Here is a 17149-nt window from a genome sequence, read left to right on the forward strand (position 1 = left end):
CAGACATGAAAAAACTCATCACGGCATTCTGGCTATTCCTTGGCGCGCTGGCCTGCCAGCCGGCGCTGGCGCAAGCAGACACCCTGCGGCCCGCCTTCCTGCTCACCGGCGCGCTGCACCGCGACAGCCAGGACCTGTCCGGCCAGTGGACCTACTCGAAAGACCTGTACCGCACCGGCCTCACCGACATCAACGGCTGGGTGGCCAAGTCGCGCATGCAGCGCGCGCGCGACGTCGACGTCGCCGCCGTCGAAGCCAAGGGCGGGGTCGACTTCTACGAGTTCGACATGGACCGCGGCCCGCTCATCAATGTGCCCGGCGCCTGGAACGCGGCGGCGGCCGAGCTGCGCTACTACGATGGCCTGATCTGGTTCCAGCGCAAGTTCGATGCGCGCCCAGGCGCAGGCAAGCGCGCCTTCCTGCGCTTCGAGGCGGTCAACTACCGCGCCTACGTCTACCTCAACGGCAAGGAAGTGGGGCGTCACGAGGGCGGCTTCACGCCCTTCGTCCTGGAGGTGACCGAGGCCCTGCGCGCCGGCGAGAACCGGCTGGTGGTCGGGGTCGATTCGAGCCACGACGCCCAGTCGATACCGACGTCGATCACCGACTGGGACCTGTATGGCGGCATCACGCGCAAGGTCAGCCTGGTGACGACGCCGGCGACCTTCATCGACGATGCGACCTTGAGTCTGGGTCCGGATGGCCGCATCGCCGGCGAAGTGCGGCTGCAGGGACCGCAGGCGGCGCACCAGGCGGTGACGGTGGCGATCGGCGCGCTCGGCACGGCGCGCGCCACCACCGACGCCAACGGCCGCGCGCTGCTCGACCTGCCGGCGCCGAAGGGCCTGGAGCGCTGGACGCCCGAGAAACCGACGCTGTACGACGTGCGCTTTTCCGCCAGCGGCGACCAGGTGCGCGACCGCATGGGCTTTCGCACCATCGCCGTCAAGGGCAACCAGATCCTCCTGAACGGAAAGCCGCTGTTCTTGCGCGGCATCTCACTGCACGAGGAGGAGTTCGGCCCGAACCCGGCGCGAAATATGACCGAGCAGGCGTCGCGCGCGCTGCTGCACGAAATCAAGCACGGCCTGAACGGCAACTATGTGCGCCTGTCGCACTATCCGCACTCCGAGACCACGGTGCGCCTGGCCGACGAAATGGGCTTGCTGGTGTGGAGCGAGATCCCGGTCTACTGGACCGTCGACTGGGACAACCCGGCCGTGCTGCGCAAGGCGCTCGTGATGCAGGCCGAGACCATCTACCGCGACCGCAACCGGGCCTCGGTGATCCTGTGGAGCGTCGGGAACGAGACGCCGGTGTCGCCCTCGCGCACGCGCTTCCACGGCGCCATGGCCGACAATGTGCGCGCGCTCGATCCGACCCGGCTTGTGAGCGCCGCGCTGCTGGTCGAGCGCAAGGGCGACGTGCTGGAGATCCAGGACTCGCTGATCGACAAGCTCGACGTGCTGGCGGTGAACGTGTATGCCGGCTGGTACGGTCCCGACACGCTGGACGGCATCGCGAACCTGCGCTGGGACGTCCCCGGCGAGCGTCCGCTGATCCTGTCCGAATTCGGCGCCGACGCGCTGGCGGGGCACCGCGGCCAGGGGCTCAGGAAGTTCAGCGAGGAATACCAGGCCGAGTACTACCGCAAGACGCTGGCCATGGCCGAGGGCATCCCGACGCTGCGCGGCCTGTCGCCCTGGATCCTGAAGGACTTCCGCTCGCCGCGGCGCGAACACCCGGTGTTCCAGAACGGCTGGAACCGCAAGGGCATCCTGTCCGAGACCGGCGTGCGCAAGCAGGCCTTCGACGTGCTGGCCGACTACTACCGCCGCAAATGAGCAACCACGCCGTGGCCACCGGCCGCGCGCTTCGCTCATGATCTTGATTGATTGGCGCAGGGCGCGGACAGCGGGCCGCCGATGGTGAACAATAGGGCACTGGAACATTGATATACCAGCGACCCGCAGCGCCAGGAGAGACAAGGACATGAACCCCGCCGACGACAGCTTCCACCTCGACCGCTCGCGCAATGCGACCATCCAGGTGTTCGAGCATCTGCGAGAACTGATCGTCAGCCTGGCCATCAAGCCGGGCACGGTGCTGGCGCGGCCCCAGCTGTGCGACTACTACAAGCTGTCGGCCAGCCCGGTGCGCGAGGCGCTGCTGCGCCTGGAAGAAGAGCACCTGGTCGACATCTACCCGCAGCACCAGACCCGGGTGCGCCGCATCGACCTGGCCCAGTCCAGGCAGGCGCACTTCTTGCGGCTGTCGGTGGAGCTCGAGATGGTGCAGGTGCTGGCCCAGGACGCCGATCCGGTCCTGGCGCGCACCCTCGCCGGGCTGGTCGAGCGCCAGCGCGCCAGCCTGGATTCGGGCGACCTGGGCACGTTCACCCAGGTCGACATGGAATTTCACCGCTGCCTGTACCACGCCGCGGCGGTGCCGGACCTGTGGTCCATGATGCGTAGCCGCAGCGGCAACCTGGACCGCCTGCGGCGCCTGCACCTGCCGCTCAACGGCAAGGCGCAGTCGATCCTGGACGAACACGGCGCGATCGCCCAGGCCATCGCGCGCGGCGACGCGCAGGCGGCGCAGCAGATGGTGCGCAGGCACCTGTCGGGAACGCTCAGCGCGATCGACGCGCTGCGCACGCGCTATCCCGACCTGCTGCTGCCGCTCGACTACGGCGCGCCGGCGATGGCTGCCTGAGGTTAGCGCACGTCGAGCAGTTCGACGTCGAAGATCAGGCTTGCGTTCGGTGGAATCGGACCGGCGCCGCCGGCGCCATAGCCCATCTCGGGCGGCAGGATCAGCGTGCGCTTGCCGCCGACCTTCATGCCTTGCACGCCTTCGTCCCAGCCGCGGATGACCTGGCCGGCGCCCAACTGGAAGCTGAACGGCGCGCGTCCGACCGAGGAGTCGAACTGCGTGCCGCGCAGCGTTTCCTTGCCCGGCTCGTACAGCCAGCCGGTGTAGTTGACGACCGCGGTGGCGCCGGCCACGGCTTCCTTGCCGCTTCCGGGAATGGTGTCGATCTTCTGGAAGGCGACCGCGGACGCGGCCGACTGCGGCGCCTGGGCGCGGTCGCAGCCAGCCAGCGCCAGGGTCAGGCCCAGGCCGAGGACGCAGGAGGACAGCAGGTGTTTCATAGTCTTCTTTCTTTGATGGTTGCCGTAAATGGGATGCCCGGGAGCATACATGGCGCCGCGCGCGCTGCCAACACCGGCGCATCCACGAGGCGAGCCCATGTTCGCGGCCGGAGTTGGCCACCCGGCCGGCGTGACGCCGTCGAGCGCGATTCCGGCGCGGCGAGCCGCGTGCGCGCGACACACTGGACCTTGCAACTGTCGCCAACAAGCCCGCTTCGGCGGGCTTTTTTTCGTATGTACGCCAATCCGGCGCGCCTTGTAAAAGGATGTATGAAATATTTTGTGTACTTATGTCAACGGAATGACATGCCAGAGCGTTAAGGCTGGTATCGAAGGGCGCGACCCGGCATGTCCGGAGCACGTGTACGCAAGCCCGAATCACAGAATTGGAGAGTGAATGACCCGATTGAAAGTCAAGCCGATCTGCGCCGCCATCATGCTGATGTCGGCCTACGGCGCGCCAGCCCTGGCGCAAACCGCCGCCGCCACCGACGCCACCGAACAGACCGCGCCGGCGGCCGCATCCTCTCCAGCCGTACCAGCCGCGCCGGCGCCCCAGGCCGCGCCAGCCGCCGCCGTGGTCCAGGTCACCGGCCTGCGCCAGAGCCTGCGCTCGGCCGAGGACATCAAGCGCGACGCCGCGCAGGTGGTGGATGCCATCAATGCCGACGACATCGGCAAGTTCCCCGACCGCCAGGCGGGCGACGCGCTGCAGCGCGTGGCCGGCGTGCAGGTGGGGCGCGACCGCGGCGAAACCAGCACCGTGATCATCCGCGGCCTGCCCGACGTGGCGACCACGCTCGACGGCAACGAGATCTTCACCGCCGCCGGCCGCCGCCTGTCCTACCAGGACTTGCCGGTGCAGTCGATCGCCGGCATGGAAGTGTACAAGTCGGCCACCGCCAACCAGTTCGAGGGCGGCATCGCCGGCGCCGTCAACATCCGCCTGCGCGCGCCGTTCGACAACAAGGGCTTCACCGCGACCGGCTACGTCGAGGACCGCGTCAACCAGACCAATGGCAGCGGCAATACCTCGGACAAGCACAGCCCGGGCGGCGGCTTCCTGGTCAGCAACCGCTGGAACACCGACTTCGGCGAGATGGGGGCGCTGTTCGACGTCGCCGTCAACCGCGACAACTGGGCCTTCCCGGTGCAATACGTCGACCGTCCCGACAATGTGTTCTCGGTCAGCCCGGACGGCAGCGCCACGCGCCTGGGCAACGTCGGCCCGTATGCGCCGGCCGCGCCGGGCGACGTGCTGGGCCAGCTGCCGAACATCGGCGGCATCTACAACGCCGGCCAGCGCGAGCGCCAGAGCGTGCACGGCGCCTTCCAGTGGAAGGTCAATCCACGTCTGACGGCCAACGCCCAGTACCTGGGCATGGGTTACCAGGGCCGCACCGGCGTCAACTACGTGATGAGCAACGCCACCTGGGCGCCGCGCCTGACCGATGTGGTGATGGCGCCGCAAGGCAGCGCCTGTGCCACCCCGCAGGGCGCGATCTGCCCGATCCTGGCCGCCAGCGCTCCGGCCGCGCAGTTCGGCAATGCCTATGACTGGGACCCGTACACGGCGTCCAGCACCTGGGGCCAGAACGAGCGCACCGCCACCCACTACCTGAACCTCGGCCTGAAATACGCCGACGGACCGCTCAGCGTCGATTCGCAGTTCGGCTATACCCGCTCCAGGTTCGTCAACGACACCGTGATCGTCGACCAGCAGGTGCCGGGCGCCAGCGCCAGCGTGTATTCGTATGGCGCCGACGGCCACGGCGGCTTCAATGCGATCACGCTGCCGGGCAGCGGCGGCAATGCGCTGCAGGACCCACGCAACTACGTGCTGCGCGGCATGGTCCAGAACTGGAACGAGCAGACCGGCAGCCAGCTGCAATGGCGCACCGACGCCACGTATCGCCTGGGCGGCGACGGGTTCTTCACGGCCCTGCTGGGCGGCCTGCGCCTGTCCTCGCGCAAGGCCAGCTACCACGGCGCCGAAGGCCACGCCGATTTCACCGGCGAGCGTCCAAGCGCCATCGGCGCCCTCGGCCCGTCGTTCCAGGCGCAAGTGCCGGGCCTCGATCGCCTGGGCGGCGCCTGGTACGGCCCGTCGTCCGACTACCTGATCGACAATGCCGACGCCGTGCGCAACCTGTACGGCGCCGCCAGCGGCCGCGTGCCGGACGACCCGGGCCGCCTGTTCGACCAGCGCGAACGCAACGCGACCCTGTACCTGGCCGCGCGCTGGGCCGCCAACCCGGGCGGCATCGACGTCAAGGGTGAAATCGGCGGGCGCGTGGTGCGCCTGAATCGCGAGCTGAGCGGCATGACCCGGATCGGCGACGAGGTGTCGAACGTCGACCTGTCGACCTACGAAACCAATTACCTGCCGAGCGCTTCGGCGGTGGTCGGCTGGACCGAAGACCTGCAGTCGCACTTCTCGGTAGGCAAGACCATCACCCGGCCGAACTTCGGGACGCTCAATCCGGCCCTGACCCTGGTGCCGTCGACCGTCAACGTGCCGGGCAGCGGCAGCGCCGGCAATCCCTACCTGGAGCCGACCCGCTCGACCAATATCGACGCCACGCTCGAATACTACTTCCAGAAGAACGGCTTCGCCCAGGTCGCGCTGTTCCACCGCGACATCGACGGCTACGAGCAGAGCTTCACGCGCGACGAAGTCATCGACGGCCAGGTGTATCGCGTGACGCGTCCGCAGAACTCGGGCAAGGGCCGGCTGCGCGGGGCCGAATTCGGGGTCCAGAAGTTCTTCGACTTCCTGCCCGGCCCATGGGCCAACTTCGGCGCCCAGGCCAACTACACCTGGATCGACGGCGAGAACCAGAGCCGCACCGCGTTCGACAGCGACACCTATACGACCACGCCGCTGACCGGCGTGGCCAAGAAGAGCTACAACTTCGCGCTGCTATACGAGGGCAACGGCATCACCGGCCGCCTGGCCGCGACCCGCCGCGGCGACTACGTCGAGCAGATCGCCGAGGCGCCGTTCAACCAGGACCGCGTGGTCAAGGCCGCGACCTTCGTCGACCTGAGCATCGGCTACGAGATCAACGACAAGGTCTCGCTGCAGTTCGACGCGATCAACCTGACCCGCGCCAAGTTCGAGAGCTCGCTGGGCGAATACATGCCGCGCGACGTGCGCTACAACCCGACGACCTATGGCCTGAGCCTGCGGTTCCGGATGTAAACGCCGTCCGGCGGGGCGGCAAAACGAAGGCGCCGGCGTCCTGATGGGAGGCCGGCGCCCTGCAGTGCAACGCTGGTGGATCGGCGTAGCGCGAAGGTCAGGACACCTTGCGCAATGGCGCGGCGTCGTCCACCATCTCCATCACCGAATTGCGCTTGTCCAGCAAGTGAAGCGACAGGATCGCCGCCAGGCGCTTGCCGTCGCGCGCCTCGAGCGCCTCCATCATCTGGCGATGTTCTTCGATCGCCTGGTCCCATTTCTCCGGCTTGATGTTCGACTTGAGGCGCAAGGACTGCAGCCGCCGGTTCATGTTCAGATAGGTGTGGTGCAGCACCGAGTTGCGCGCCGCTTCGGAGATCTTGTTGTGGATCGCCTGGTTGCGGCTGTAGTAGCCGGGCAGGTCACCCTGTTCGCGGCAGGTCAGCATCGCATCGTGCAGCGCCCGGATTTCGGCGACTTCCTCGGGCGTGATCCGTGCGCACGCGTGTTCGCCCGCGAGGGCTTCGAGACCGCTGACGAACTCGAAGGTTTCCCATACTTCTTGCTGCGACATCTTGTAGACCGAGGCGCCGCGGTTCGGCGAGATCTCGATCAGGCCCTCCGCGGCCAGCGCCTTCAGGGCTTCGCGCAGCGGGGTGCGCGAGATGCCCATGGTTTCGCACAGCTCCCGTTCGTTGAGCTTCATCCCAGGCGGAAAGACGGATTCGACGATCAGCCGGCGCAGGTGGGACACCACCGTCTCATGCAGGTGTTGCCGCGCCAGCTTTGGAAGGGAGGGCGCGGCAACGCCGGGCTCCGCGGCCGGTACAACTTCCGAGTTTTGCATCAATGTCTCCACTTCCATAATTTTGGAGGAATTCTATCATTCAGGCGTATTTGCATTGTTGAAACCAAGCTTAACCTCGTGAACCGGTCGACCCATGTCGCGTGGCGGACACGGCGCGGACGTTTCATTTGCGCAACAAGCGCCATCAGCGCCCGAAGGTCCCATCCATATGAGGGCAGGGTGACCAAGTTTCAGGCCCGACGCTGCGCGACAGTGCCTTCCGACTGCGCACATGGCGTGCGGCTGGTTTGGCGTCCGATCTCTCCACCTCGTCCTGGCGCCTGCGAACAGCGGATCGGCGCGTGCCGAAGCGCAGGCTAGCGTCCGTCAAATCAGGCTACTGCTGTCGACCGAACCGTGAAATGAGAACATTCTAAAACTTCTGAACTTTCGAAATAGCCATTCTAGCACCAGCGCCGCGCTCGCGTGATGCAACTTATGGTTGCAACCTCAATGTGCTTGTCGGCCGTTATGACTCCTGCTGTTTCTCGCGCTCAACCCCTTTCCATTTCAAATTTTCTTTACGGAAATTATTGATCACCAATATTTCAATTTGGCATAGTAGGGCGGTTGTTGGTACTATGTATCTTGCATTTTGCATACAAAATACATTCTTCACATTGAGAGAGAGACTTCATGTCCGACGATCAGCAATCCCCATCGCGGCGGCGCCTCATCAAGAGCCTGGTGTTCGTGCCCATGGGCGCGGGCGCAGCGGCGGCAGCCATCCATCAGGGTCTGCCCAACGCCAATGCCACCGCCACCGCAGCACCGGAAGGCAAGCCGAATCCCTACACGCCCAAGTTCTTCAACGCGAAGGAATGGACATTCGTGATCGCCGCGGTCGATCGCCTGATTCCGCATGACGAGCACGGCCCCGGCGCCGTCGAACTGGGCGTGCCCGAGTTCATCGATCGCCACATGCAGTCGCCGTACGCATCCGGCAGCATCTGGTATATGCAGGGCCCGTTCCTGGAAGCGACTTCGGAGTTCGGTTACCAGGGCAAGCTGGCGCTGAAGGACATCATCCGCGTCGGCATCGCCAACGTGGATGCCTATTGCGCCAAGACCTACTCGGGCAAGGCCTTCGCCGACCTCGACGTGCGCATGCAGGAATCGGTCCTCAAGGAACTCGAAGGCGGCAAGATCAAGCTCGCCGACATCTCGTCGAAGACCTTCTTCGCCGACTTCCTGGCCGAGACCCGCGCCGGCTACTTCTCCGATCCTAGCCACGGCGGCAACAAGGACATGGGCGCCTGGAAGATGATCGGTTACCCCGGCATGCGGGGCGACTACCTGGAGTGGGTGAAGATTCGCGACAAACCGTATCCGTTGGGACCGGTGGACCTGGCTGGACGGAGGGGATAAGAGAATATGGCAATCGTAAAAGAGAAAAAAGACGTGGTCATCGTCGGCGCCGGCTGGGTCGGCGCCATCATGGCCAAGGAATTGACGGACGCTGGCCTGAACGTGGTCATCCTGGAACGCGGCCCGGACCGCGACACGCAGACCGACTTCGCCTATCCGCGCGTGATCGACGAGCTCGAAGGCTCGGTGCACCGCAAATACCTGCAGTCGCTGGCGCAAGAAACCGTGACCATCCGCCACAACCTGAACACCGTGGCCGTGCCGAAGCGCCGCATGGGCTCGTTCAAGCCGGGCACCGGCGTGGGCGGCGCGGGTTCGCACTGGTCGGGCGTGCACTTCCGCGCGCTGCCGGAAGACTTCAACCTGCGCAGCACGATGGAGCAGCGCTACGGCAAGAAGATCATGCCGGAAGGCATGTCGATCCAGGATTTCCCGATCACCTATGAAGAGCTGGAGCCGCATTTCTCGCACTTCGAATACGTGTGCGGCACCTCGGGCAAGGCTGGCGTGTTGAACGGCAAGGTGGTCGAAGGCGGCAACCCGTTCGAAGGCTCGCGTTCGCGCGAATACCCGCTGGGACCGAACCCGGACTACCTGGGCGGCGAAATGTTCTACAAGGCGGCGCGCGAAATGGGTTACCACCCGTTCCCGATCCCGGCCTCGAACACCTCGGCCAGCTATGTCAACCCGTACGGCTGCCAGATGGGCCCGTGCAACTTCTGCGGCTTCTGCTCGGACTACGGCTGCCTGAACTACTCGAAGGCCAGCCCGAACATCAACATCTTCCCGGTGCTGCGTGGCCGCAAGAATTTCGAGATGCGCACCCTGGCCCAGGTGCTGAAGGTGAACCTGACGGCGGATGGCAAGATGGCCACCGGCGTGAACTATCTCGATGCCGGCGGCCAGGAATGCGAACAGCCGGCGGACATCGTCATCCTGGGCGCGTTCTCGCTGTATAACGTGCACCTGATGCTGGTGTCGAAGATCGGCCCGGCCTACGACCCGGTGACCAAGACCGGCACCGTCGGCAAGAACTACTCGTACCAGAACCTGAACCGCGTCTCGCTGTTCTTCGACAAGAACGTGCACGCCAACCAGTTCATGGGCATCGGCGGCGGCGGCACCACCTTCGACGACCTGAACGGCAACCGCAACGATCCGACCAAGTCGGGCTTCGTCGGCGGCGGCGTGATCTGGGCGCGCCAGCCGGGCGGCGGTCCGGTGCGCGGCATCGCCACCGCGCCGGGCGTGCCGAACTGGGGCAGCGACTGGAAGAAGGGCGCCAAGGACGCGATGCGTCACTCGTTCTACTACGAAGTGCAGGGTTCGTGCATGGCCTACGACGACGCCTACCTGGACCTGGACCCGAACTACAAGGACGCCTTCGGCCGTCCGCTGCTGCGCATGACCTTCGACTGGCATGACAACGAGATCGCGGCGTCGGCCTACCTGGTCGACAAGGCGCAGGAGATGTGCAAGGTCCTGAACCCGCTGGCGACCAAGGGCGATGCCAAGAAGCCGGGCACGCACTACAACATCAACCAGTACCAGAGCACGCACACGGTCGGCGGCGCGATCATGGGCGCCAATCCGAAGACCTCGGCCCTGAACAAGTACCTGCAGTCGTGGGACGTGCCGAACGTGTTCGCGCCGGGCGCCAACGCCTTCCCGCAGAACAACGGCTACAACCCGACCGGCATGGTCGGCGCGCTGGCCTACTGGTGCGCGAAAGCGATCCGGGAACAGTACATCAAGAACCCGGGCCCGCTGGTGCAGGCATAAGAGGACGAACACATGACCAAACAAAAACCTGTCAAGAAAATCGTCCTCGGTCTCGCCATCGCCGGCGCGGTGGTCCTTGCCGGCGCCTACGGCTATGCCGTGGCGCCGACCGAGACCCGCAAGATCGAACCGGGTCCGCAGCTCGCCAATCTGGCCAATGGCGCCAAGCCTGACGCCGGCCTGATCGAGAAGGGCCGCTACGTCGCCACCGCGTCCGACTGTATCGCCTGCCACACGGCGCCGGGCGGCAAGGAGTTCGCCGGCGGCCGCGTGATTCAGTCGCCGATCGGTAATATGTACGCGACCAACGTCACGCCGGACAAGGAAACCGGCATCGGCAACTACTCGCTGGACGATTTCGATCGTGCGGTCCGCCACGGCATCGTGCCGAGCGGCGGCACCCTGTATCCGGCGATGCCGTTCCCGTCGTATGCCCGCATGAGCGACGACGACATGCGCGCGCTGTACGCCTACTTCATGCACGGCGTCGAGCCGGTCAAGCAGGCCAACCGCGACAACGAGATCAGCTGGCCGCTGTCGATGCGCTGGCCGCTGGGCATCTGGCGCAAGACCTTCGTGCCGGTGCAGGGCCCGATGGACCTGACGAAGTACGCCGACCAGAAGATCGCCCGCGGCGCCTACCTGGTGCAGAGCCTGGGCCACTGCGGCAGCTGCCACACCCCGCGTGCGGCGACGCTCAACGAACTGGCGCTGGACGAATCCGGTCCGGAATACCTGGCCGGCGGTCCGCTGATCGATGGCTGGCTGGCGGTCAACCTGCGCGGCGACAAGGTCGACGGCATGGGCAACTGGACGGCGCAGGACATCGTCGACACGCTCAAGACCGCCCGTAACAAGCACTCGGGCGTGCTGGGCGAGCCGATGCAGGACGTGGTCAAGCACAGCACCCAGAACATGCTTGATGCCGACCTGATGGCGATGGCGCTCTACATCAAGAGCCTGCCGAAGAGCGGCAACAAGAAGGCCACCTTCGCCGCCAGCGACGCCACCGTGCAGAAGATCATGCAGGGCAACGACAGCGAACGCGGCGTCCAGCTCTACCTGGACAACTGCGCGGCCTGCCACCGCGTGGACGGCAAGGCGGCCGGCGACGTGTTCCCTGCGCTGCCGGGCAATCCGACCGTGCTCTCGGCCGACCCGACCTCGCTGATCCGCGTGATCCTGGCCGGCGCGCGCCTGCCGTCGACCCACACGGCGCCGTCCGACCTGGGCATGCCGGGCTTCGCATGGCGCCTGTCGGATGAAGAGACCGCGCAGCTGGTGACCTTCGTTCGCAGCAGCTGGGGCAACCAGGCTTCGCCGGTCGGCGCGGCTGAAGTAGCCAAGGTGCGCAAGCTGGTCAAGGAGCACGAGCTGCACACGGCGGACAAGGGCGATACCAAGCACTGATCCGGCGCGTGGCCATGGCGCCGCCGGCACCCGTCAGGTCGACGGGCGCCGGCGGCGCTTTTTCGTTTTCTGTTACGAGGCGAGCATGGGCCGGGACCGCCCGAGTCACGCGGCATTGTCAACTGGGAGTTGATAATGGTTTGAGTCCGCGGTAGTTCGTGCGCCGGGACGGCGCGCTACAGTGAGCCGACAATATCACTCACTGTACGGAGACCGCAGCATGAAAACCTATCATATCGCCACCATTCCCGGCGACGGCATCGGCAAGGAAGTCATCCCGGCCAGCCGCGAAGTCCTGGCGGCGCTGGCCGCCACCAGCGGCAGCTTCCAGTTCGCCTTCGAGGATTTTGACTGGGGCGGCGACTATTACCGCAGGCATGGCGTCATGATGCCGGCCGACGGCCTGGAGGCCCTGCGCGGCAAGGACGCCATCCTGTTCGGCTCGGCCGGCGACCCGGACATCGCCGACCATATCACCCTGTGGGGCCTGCGCCTGAAGATCTGCCAGGGCTTCGACCAGTACGCCAACGTGCGGCCGACCCGCATCCTGCCGGGCATCGACGCGCCGCTCAAGCGCTGCCGCGCCGAAGACCTGAACTGGGTGATCGTGCGCGAGAACTCGGAAGGCGAATACTCGGGCGTCGGCGGGCGCGTGCACCAGGGTCACCCGATCGAGGCCGCGACCGACGTCAGCATGATGACCCGGGTCGGGGTCGAGCGCATCCTGCGTTTCGCCTTCCGGCTGGCGCAGTCGCGTCCGCGCAAGCTGCTGACGGTCATCACCAAGAGCAATGCCCAACGCCACGCCATGGTGATGTGGGACGAGATCGCGCTGCAGGTGTCGAAGGAGTTCCCGGACGTGAGCTGGGACAAGGAGCTGGTCGACGCCGCGACCGCGCGCATGGTCAACCGCCCGGCCACGCTCGACACCATCGTCGCCACCAACCTGCACGCCGACATCCTGAGCGACCTGGCGGCGGCCCTCGCCGGCAGCCTGGGCATCGCCCCGACCGGCAATATCGATCCCGAGCGGCGTTACCCATCGATGTTCGAACCGATCCACGGTTCCGCCTTCGACATCATGGGCAAGGGACTGGCCAATCCGATCGGCACCTTCTGGTCGGTCGTGATGCTCCTCGAGCACCTGGGCGAGCACGCCGCGGCGGCGCAGGTCATGCAGGCCATCGAGTGCGTGACCAGCACGCCGGCGCTGCACACCGGAGACCTGGGCGGCGCGGCCACCACGGCCGAGGTGACGCGGGCGGTCTGCGACTTCATCGGCGCGGGCCGCGAGCGCGCCGCCGCCTGAGCCAGGCTACGTCAGCACCCGCCGGCGCCGGCCTGCCAGGCCGTGCGCCATCCTGCACGGGTCCCGCAACACATCTCGCCGCAGAGCGAAGAGGGGACGCCGCATACATCAAGGAGACACCATGTCAACGCGCTTCTTTGGAAAACTGTACGTGCAGGTCCTGATCGGCGTCGTCGCCGGCGGCCTGCTCGGATTTCTCTACCCGCAGCTTGGCGTCGATCTCAAGCCGCTCGGCGACGTCTTCATCCGCCTGATCAAGATGGTGTTCGCACCGGTCATCTTCGCCATGGTGGTGCTGGGCATCGCCAGGATGGAAAGCATGAAGGAACTTGGGCGCGTCGGCGTACGCGCCCTGATCTATGGTGACGCGCCCGCAGAACTCGGGCCAGGGCACGCTGCGCGGCGCCGAATTCGGCATCCAGAAGTTCTTCGACTTCCTGCCCGGCCCGTGGAGCGGGTTTGGCGCGCAGTTCAACTATACCTGGATTGACGGCGATAACGAAAGCAAGACCGCCTTCGACAGCGACGCCTTCACCACGACCGCGCTGGTGGGCGTGGCGCGCCAGAATTACAATGTGGCGCTGCTGTACGAAGGCCACGGCATCACCGGCCGCCTGGCGGCGACGCGCCGCGGCGACTATGTGGAACAGATCGCCGAACCGCCGTTCAACCAGGACCGGGTGGTCCAGGCCACCACCTTCGTCGACCTGAGCATCGGCTACGAACTCAATCCGCGGCTGTCGCTGCAGTTCGACGCGATCAACCTGACCCGCGCCAGGTTCCAGAGTTCGCTCGGCCCCTATCAGCCGCGCGACATCCGCTACAACCCCACGACCTATGGCGTGAGCCTGCGCTTCAAGATGTGAGCCGCACAGGAGAGACGATGCAGCGAACCTACCAGAACCCGGTATATCCGCACCCCATGGCCGATCCCTTCGTGCTCAGGCACGAGGGCGTCTACTATGCCTACGGCACCGCTCCCGCCGGCGCCGACGGCCGCCAGGTCCCGGTGCTGCGCTCGAACGACCTGGTCGCGTGGGAGTCGTTGGGCCATGCGCTGGCGCCGAACGGCGACACCGACTACTGGGCGCCCGAGGTGGCCTGTCACGAAGGCCGTTTCTACATGTACTACTCGTCGGGGAGCGCGCCCGAGGGAACCGACCAGCGGCTGCGGGTAGCGCTGGCGGATCACCCGGCAGGCCCCTTCGTCGACAGCGGCGCGCTGCTCGTGCCGGACCAGCCGTTTTCCATTGACGCCCATCCTTTCCGCGACCGCGACGGCCAGTGGTATTTGTTCTACTGCGTCGATTTCCTGGAGCCCGACGGTGACCAGCGGGTCGGCACCGGGATCGTGGTCGACCGCCTGCTCGACATGCGCACGCTGGCCGGGGAGCCGCGCGTGGCGGTGCGGCCGCACCACGACTGGCACCTGTTTCGCAAGGGCCGCCAGATCCATGGGGCGGTGCGCGACTGGCACACGGTGGAGGGCGCCGCGGTGCAGGCGCGCGACGGCGTCATCTACTGCTTCTACAGCGGCGGCGCCTGGGAGCGCGAGAACTACGGCATCAGCTGGGTGACGGCCGACCATCCGCTCGGCCCCTACCGCCGTCCGGCGGGCGGCAAGGATGCGCTCCTGATGCGCAGCCGTCCGGGACTCGTCGTCGGCCCCGGACACAACAGCTTCACCAGTTCGCCCGACGGCAGCGAGAGCTGGATCGTGTATCACGCCTGGGACGTCGGCCAGAGCGCGCGCCGGATGTGCATCGACCGCCTGGAGTGGGATGGCGGGCGGCCGTTCACGGATGGCCCGAGCTCGACGCCGCAGGCCGCGCCTTCAGTGGACGCAGGCGACGTCGGCATATAGGCGCCCCCGGGCGCGTGCTTGCCCACGGCGGCGCGCCCGTCGTTGCCCGCGTCGTGCATGGTCAGATCCATTGCACCGGATGGTCGAGGGTATCGGGCAGGTAGGTCAGGTATTGCACCATGCGCGGCAGCGCGCCGCGGTTCGGCGTGGCGCAATGGGGCAGCGCCTGGTGCCACAGGATGAAGTCGCCGGCCTGGCCCGGCACCGGCGCCGGCTCGAGGTCGCGCAGCGCCCAGTCGCGTGGATGAACGCCCGCCGGCACGCGCGCCAGCCAGTCGGGAAGGCGCCGGTGAAAGCCGGGAACGCAGTGGAAGGCGCCATCGAGCGGCCCGCAATCGCCGAGGTACAGCAAACCCTGCAAGCGAAATGGCATCGGCAGGCACAGGCTTGCGTCCCAATGCAGCGGGCTGCCGTGGAAACGCCAGGAGTCCGACTCGGGCGGGTTGAAGCTGACCTTGTCGATCGACGGATAGATCGCCGTGGCGCCATACAGTTGTTCGCAGACCCGGCGCACCAGCGGCGCTGCGCGGTTGGCGGCCAGCGCAGGATGGTCGTAGAAGTCGAGCATCATGCCGCGCTTGCCGGGATGCTCGCGATACCAGGAACCGGGATCGTCGGCGCTGGCCCCGAGAAAATCCCAGATCGCCTGGCGCGCCGCTTCGCACTGCGCGCGCGGCACGACGCCCGGCAGCACGAGGTAGCCATGGCGGTCCCAGAATTGCCGCTGGTCCGCCGACAGCGGGCCGCCGTCCGCGCACGCGCTTGGCTCGGGGGCGGCAGGCGGTGAGCGGCCGTGCGCCAGCAACCAGGACTGGAACGCTGCGCGGCCGGGGCGCTCGTGATACAGAAACTGCAGAGCGGTCTCGATCGAGATGCCGCGCCGGTACAGTGCCCGCACCTGGCGCTGCCAGTCCGGCCCGCTGGCCGGGCCATGCATGCCGACGCTGTTCTCCCGCAACGCTTCGAGCGCGGCCTCGTCGTCGTCCAGCTGAGTACAACAATTTGTCTCGAGATACTCTTGCAAGGTCATCAGTCCAGTCCAGGAAGTCCCGTCCCACCCCGCCAGCGCCGTCGGCGCAACGGGATGGCCACGCAGCAAGTCGATCTGAAGCTTAGCAAAAAAAACAGTTCCAGGACAGGAAATCGTCGGCCCGCTTTACACGCCGGCTGCGCGCCGGCCGTTGCCTAGAACACCTCCGGCACGATGATCTCCGGCGGCACCGGCCGCCGCACGTAATCGTCGTGGTACTCGCGTTGAGGCAGCTCGATCGCCGGCCGCTCGACTTCGACATAGGGCATCTGCTGCAGCAGGTGATGGATGCAGTTCAGGCGCGCGCGCTTCTTGTCCACCCCTTGCACCACCCACCAGCGTGCCTCCGGGATATGGGTGCGCTCGAGCATGATTTCCTTGGCCCGCGTGTATTCTTCCCAGCGCCGGCGCGATTCCAGGTCCATCGGGCTCAGTTTCCACTGCTTCAGCGGATCGTGGATGCGGCTCAGGAAGCGCGCATTCTGTTCCTCGTCCGAGATCGAGAACCAGTACTTGATCAGCTGGATGCCGGAACGCACCAGCATGCGTTCGAATTCCGGCACGGTCTGGAAGAACTCCTCGTACTGGGCGTCGGTGCAGAAGCCCATCACGCGCTCGACGCCGGCGCGGTTGTACCAGCTGCGGTCGAACAGCACGATCTCGCCCGCGGCCGGCAGGTGCGACACGTAGCGCTGGAAATACCACTGGGTGCGCTCGCGGTCGTTCGGCGCGGGGAGCGCCGCCACCCGGCACACGCGCGGATTGAGGCGCTGGGCGATGCGCTTGATGACGCCGCCCTTGCCGGCGGCGTCGCGGCCTTCGAACAGGATCACGACCTTGTGGCCTGTGTGCACGACCCAGTCCTGCAGCTTGACCAGCTCGGCCTGCAGGCGGAACAGCTCATGGAAATACTGGCGCCGGGCTTCCTTCTCCTGCTCGCTGCGGGTGGGCGCGGGCAGCAGCGTGTCGGCATCGAGGTCGCGGTCGTCGAGTTCCAGTTCGAGCTCTTCGTCGTAGCTGTCGGTGAGGTCGCGCTGCAGGCGCTGGTTGAGGTCGGTGGATTGGGCGCCAGGCATGGCGGCCTCCTCTGGAAACGGATGGTGGACGGTGAACGATCCATTCCAGTCTAGCGTCGTTCCGTGTCACCGGCATGACAGGCGTCTGCAGGGGAGATCGGGAAGGGCGGAGCGATGGAGCCGA

Annotated in this window: 13 protein-coding genes and 1 pseudogene; 10 read left to right on the forward strand and 4 right to left on the reverse strand. The window is 66.4% G+C overall.

The window, feature by feature from the left end:
* Positions 1-5 precede the first annotated feature (5 nt).
* The gene (locus HMPREF9710_RS23030; RefSeq protein WP_005670439.1) at positions 6-1844 is read left to right on the forward strand and encodes a glycoside hydrolase family 2 protein; all 1839 of its coding nucleotides are present in this window, start codon (positions 6-8) and stop codon (positions 1842-1844) included.
* Positions 1845-1992: 148 nt separating this feature from the next.
* A complete protein-coding gene (locus tag HMPREF9710_RS23035) occupies positions 1993-2715 on the forward strand; it encodes a GntR family transcriptional regulator (protein ID WP_005670442.1) in 723 nt (240 codons plus the stop codon).
* A 2-nt stretch (positions 2716-2717) separates the two neighbouring features.
* On the opposite strand, the gene HMPREF9710_RS23040 is transcribed toward HMPREF9710_RS23035, so the two are convergent.
* Positions 2718-3155, reverse strand: a complete 438-nt coding sequence (locus HMPREF9710_RS23040; RefSeq protein WP_005670449.1) for an FKBP-type peptidyl-prolyl cis-trans isomerase — start codon at positions 3153-3155, stop codon at positions 2718-2720.
* 397 nt (positions 3156-3552) lie between these two features.
* Between HMPREF9710_RS23040 and HMPREF9710_RS23045 the strand changes: the two genes are divergently transcribed.
* Positions 3553-6360, forward strand: a complete 2808-nt coding sequence (locus HMPREF9710_RS23045) for a TonB-dependent receptor (protein WP_005670452.1) — start codon at positions 3553-3555, stop codon at positions 6358-6360.
* A 97-nt stretch (positions 6361-6457) separates the two neighbouring features.
* Here the strand turns inward: HMPREF9710_RS23045 and HMPREF9710_RS23050 are convergent, their stop codons facing one another.
* Complete coding sequence (locus HMPREF9710_RS23050) at positions 6458-7186, reverse strand: GntR family transcriptional regulator (RefSeq protein ID WP_005670454.1); 729 nt, start codon at positions 7184-7186, stop codon at positions 6458-6460.
* Positions 7187-7822: 636 nt separating this feature from the next.
* Here HMPREF9710_RS23050 and HMPREF9710_RS23055 point away from each other — a divergent pair.
* The 7 genes and pseudogenes from HMPREF9710_RS23055 to HMPREF9710_RS23080 all read left to right on the forward strand — a co-directional run bounded on the left by HMPREF9710_RS23055 (position 7823) and on the right by HMPREF9710_RS23080 (position 14919).
* The gene (locus HMPREF9710_RS23055; protein ID WP_005670456.1) at positions 7823-8554 is read left to right on the forward strand and encodes a gluconate 2-dehydrogenase subunit 3 family protein; all 732 of its coding nucleotides are present in this window, start codon (positions 7823-7825) and stop codon (positions 8552-8554) included.
* 6 nt (positions 8555-8560) lie between these two features.
* The gene (locus HMPREF9710_RS23060; RefSeq protein ID WP_005670458.1) at positions 8561-10336 is read left to right on the forward strand and encodes a GMC family oxidoreductase; all 1776 of its coding nucleotides are present in this window, start codon (positions 8561-8563) and stop codon (positions 10334-10336) included.
* 12 nt (positions 10337-10348) lie between these two features.
* Positions 10349-11746 carry a cytochrome c gene (locus HMPREF9710_RS23065; RefSeq protein WP_005670459.1) on the forward strand — a complete coding sequence of 466 codons (1398 nt, stop codon included), beginning with the start codon at positions 10349-10351 and terminating at the stop codon, positions 11744-11746.
* Between the two features lie 220 nt (positions 11747-11966).
* Positions 11967-13055, forward strand: a complete 1089-nt coding sequence (locus HMPREF9710_RS23070; protein WP_005670461.1) for a tartrate dehydrogenase — start codon at positions 11967-11969, stop codon at positions 13053-13055.
* Positions 13056-13176: 121 nt separating this feature from the next.
* A pseudogene (locus tag HMPREF9710_RS27390) lies at positions 13177-13416 on the forward strand (cation:dicarboxylate symporter family transporter); the annotation flags it as partial.
* Between the two features lies 1 nt (position 13417).
* Complete coding sequence (locus tag HMPREF9710_RS23075; protein ID WP_081589996.1) at positions 13418-13921, forward strand: TonB-dependent receptor domain-containing protein; 504 nt, start codon at positions 13418-13420, stop codon at positions 13919-13921.
* Positions 13922-13938: 17 nt separating this feature from the next.
* Positions 13939-14919 (forward strand): glycoside hydrolase family 43 protein, encoded by a 981-nt coding sequence (locus tag HMPREF9710_RS23080; protein ID WP_005670464.1) that lies wholly within the window; start codon positions 13939-13941, stop codon positions 14917-14919.
* A gap of 61 nt (positions 14920-14980) precedes the next feature.
* Here HMPREF9710_RS23080 and HMPREF9710_RS23085 read toward each other — a convergent pair whose 3' ends face one another.
* Together HMPREF9710_RS23085 and ppk2 are read right to left on the reverse strand one after the other, a co-directional pair.
* Complete coding sequence (locus HMPREF9710_RS23085) at positions 14981-15949, reverse strand: phytanoyl-CoA dioxygenase family protein (RefSeq protein WP_005670466.1); 969 nt, start codon at positions 15947-15949, stop codon at positions 14981-14983.
* Between the two features lie 155 nt (positions 15950-16104).
* A complete protein-coding gene (ppk2, locus tag HMPREF9710_RS23090; RefSeq protein ID WP_005670468.1) occupies positions 16105-17025 on the reverse strand; it encodes a polyphosphate kinase 2 in 921 nt (306 codons plus the stop codon).
* Positions 17026-17149 lie beyond the last annotated feature (124 nt).

The organism is Massilia timonae CCUG 45783 (assembly GCF_000315425.1).
GTDB lineage: Bacteria > Pseudomonadota > Gammaproteobacteria > Burkholderiales > Burkholderiaceae_D > Telluria > Telluria timonae.

Excerpts from the sequence above, each read along its gene's own strand:
- HMPREF9710_RS23030 (WP_005670439.1), top strand. The coding sequence starts at position 6 with ATGAAAAAACTCATCACGGCATTCTGGCTATTCCTTGGCGCGCTGGCC.
- HMPREF9710_RS23035 (WP_005670442.1), top strand. The coding sequence starts at position 1,993 with ATGAACCCCGCCGACGACAGCTTCCACCTCGACCGCTCGCGCAATGCG.
- HMPREF9710_RS23040 (WP_005670449.1), bottom strand. The coding sequence starts at position 3,155 with ATGAAACACCTGCTGTCCTCCTGCGTCCTCGGCCTGGGCCTGACCCTG.
- HMPREF9710_RS23045 (WP_005670452.1), top strand. The coding sequence starts at position 3,553 with ATGACCCGATTGAAAGTCAAGCCGATCTGCGCCGCCATCATGCTGATG.
- HMPREF9710_RS23050 (WP_005670454.1), bottom strand. The coding sequence starts at position 7,186 with ATGCAAAACTCGGAAGTTGTACCGGCCGCGGAGCCCGGCGTTGCCGCG.
- HMPREF9710_RS23055 (WP_005670456.1), top strand. The coding sequence starts at position 7,823 with ATGTCCGACGATCAGCAATCCCCATCGCGGCGGCGCCTCATCAAGAGC.
- HMPREF9710_RS23060 (WP_005670458.1), top strand. The coding sequence starts at position 8,561 with ATGGCAATCGTAAAAGAGAAAAAAGACGTGGTCATCGTCGGCGCCGGC.
- HMPREF9710_RS23065 (WP_005670459.1), top strand. The coding sequence starts at position 10,349 with ATGACCAAACAAAAACCTGTCAAGAAAATCGTCCTCGGTCTCGCCATC.
- HMPREF9710_RS23070 (WP_005670461.1), top strand. The coding sequence starts at position 11,967 with ATGAAAACCTATCATATCGCCACCATTCCCGGCGACGGCATCGGCAAG.
- HMPREF9710_RS23080 (WP_005670464.1), top strand. The coding sequence starts at position 13,939 with ATGCAGCGAACCTACCAGAACCCGGTATATCCGCACCCCATGGCCGAT.
- HMPREF9710_RS23085 (WP_005670466.1), bottom strand. The coding sequence starts at position 15,949 with ATGACCTTGCAAGAGTATCTCGAGACAAATTGTTGTACTCAGCTGGAC.
- ppk2 (WP_005670468.1), bottom strand. The coding sequence starts at position 17,025 with ATGCCTGGCGCCCAATCCACCGACCTCAACCAGCGCCTGCAGCGCGAC.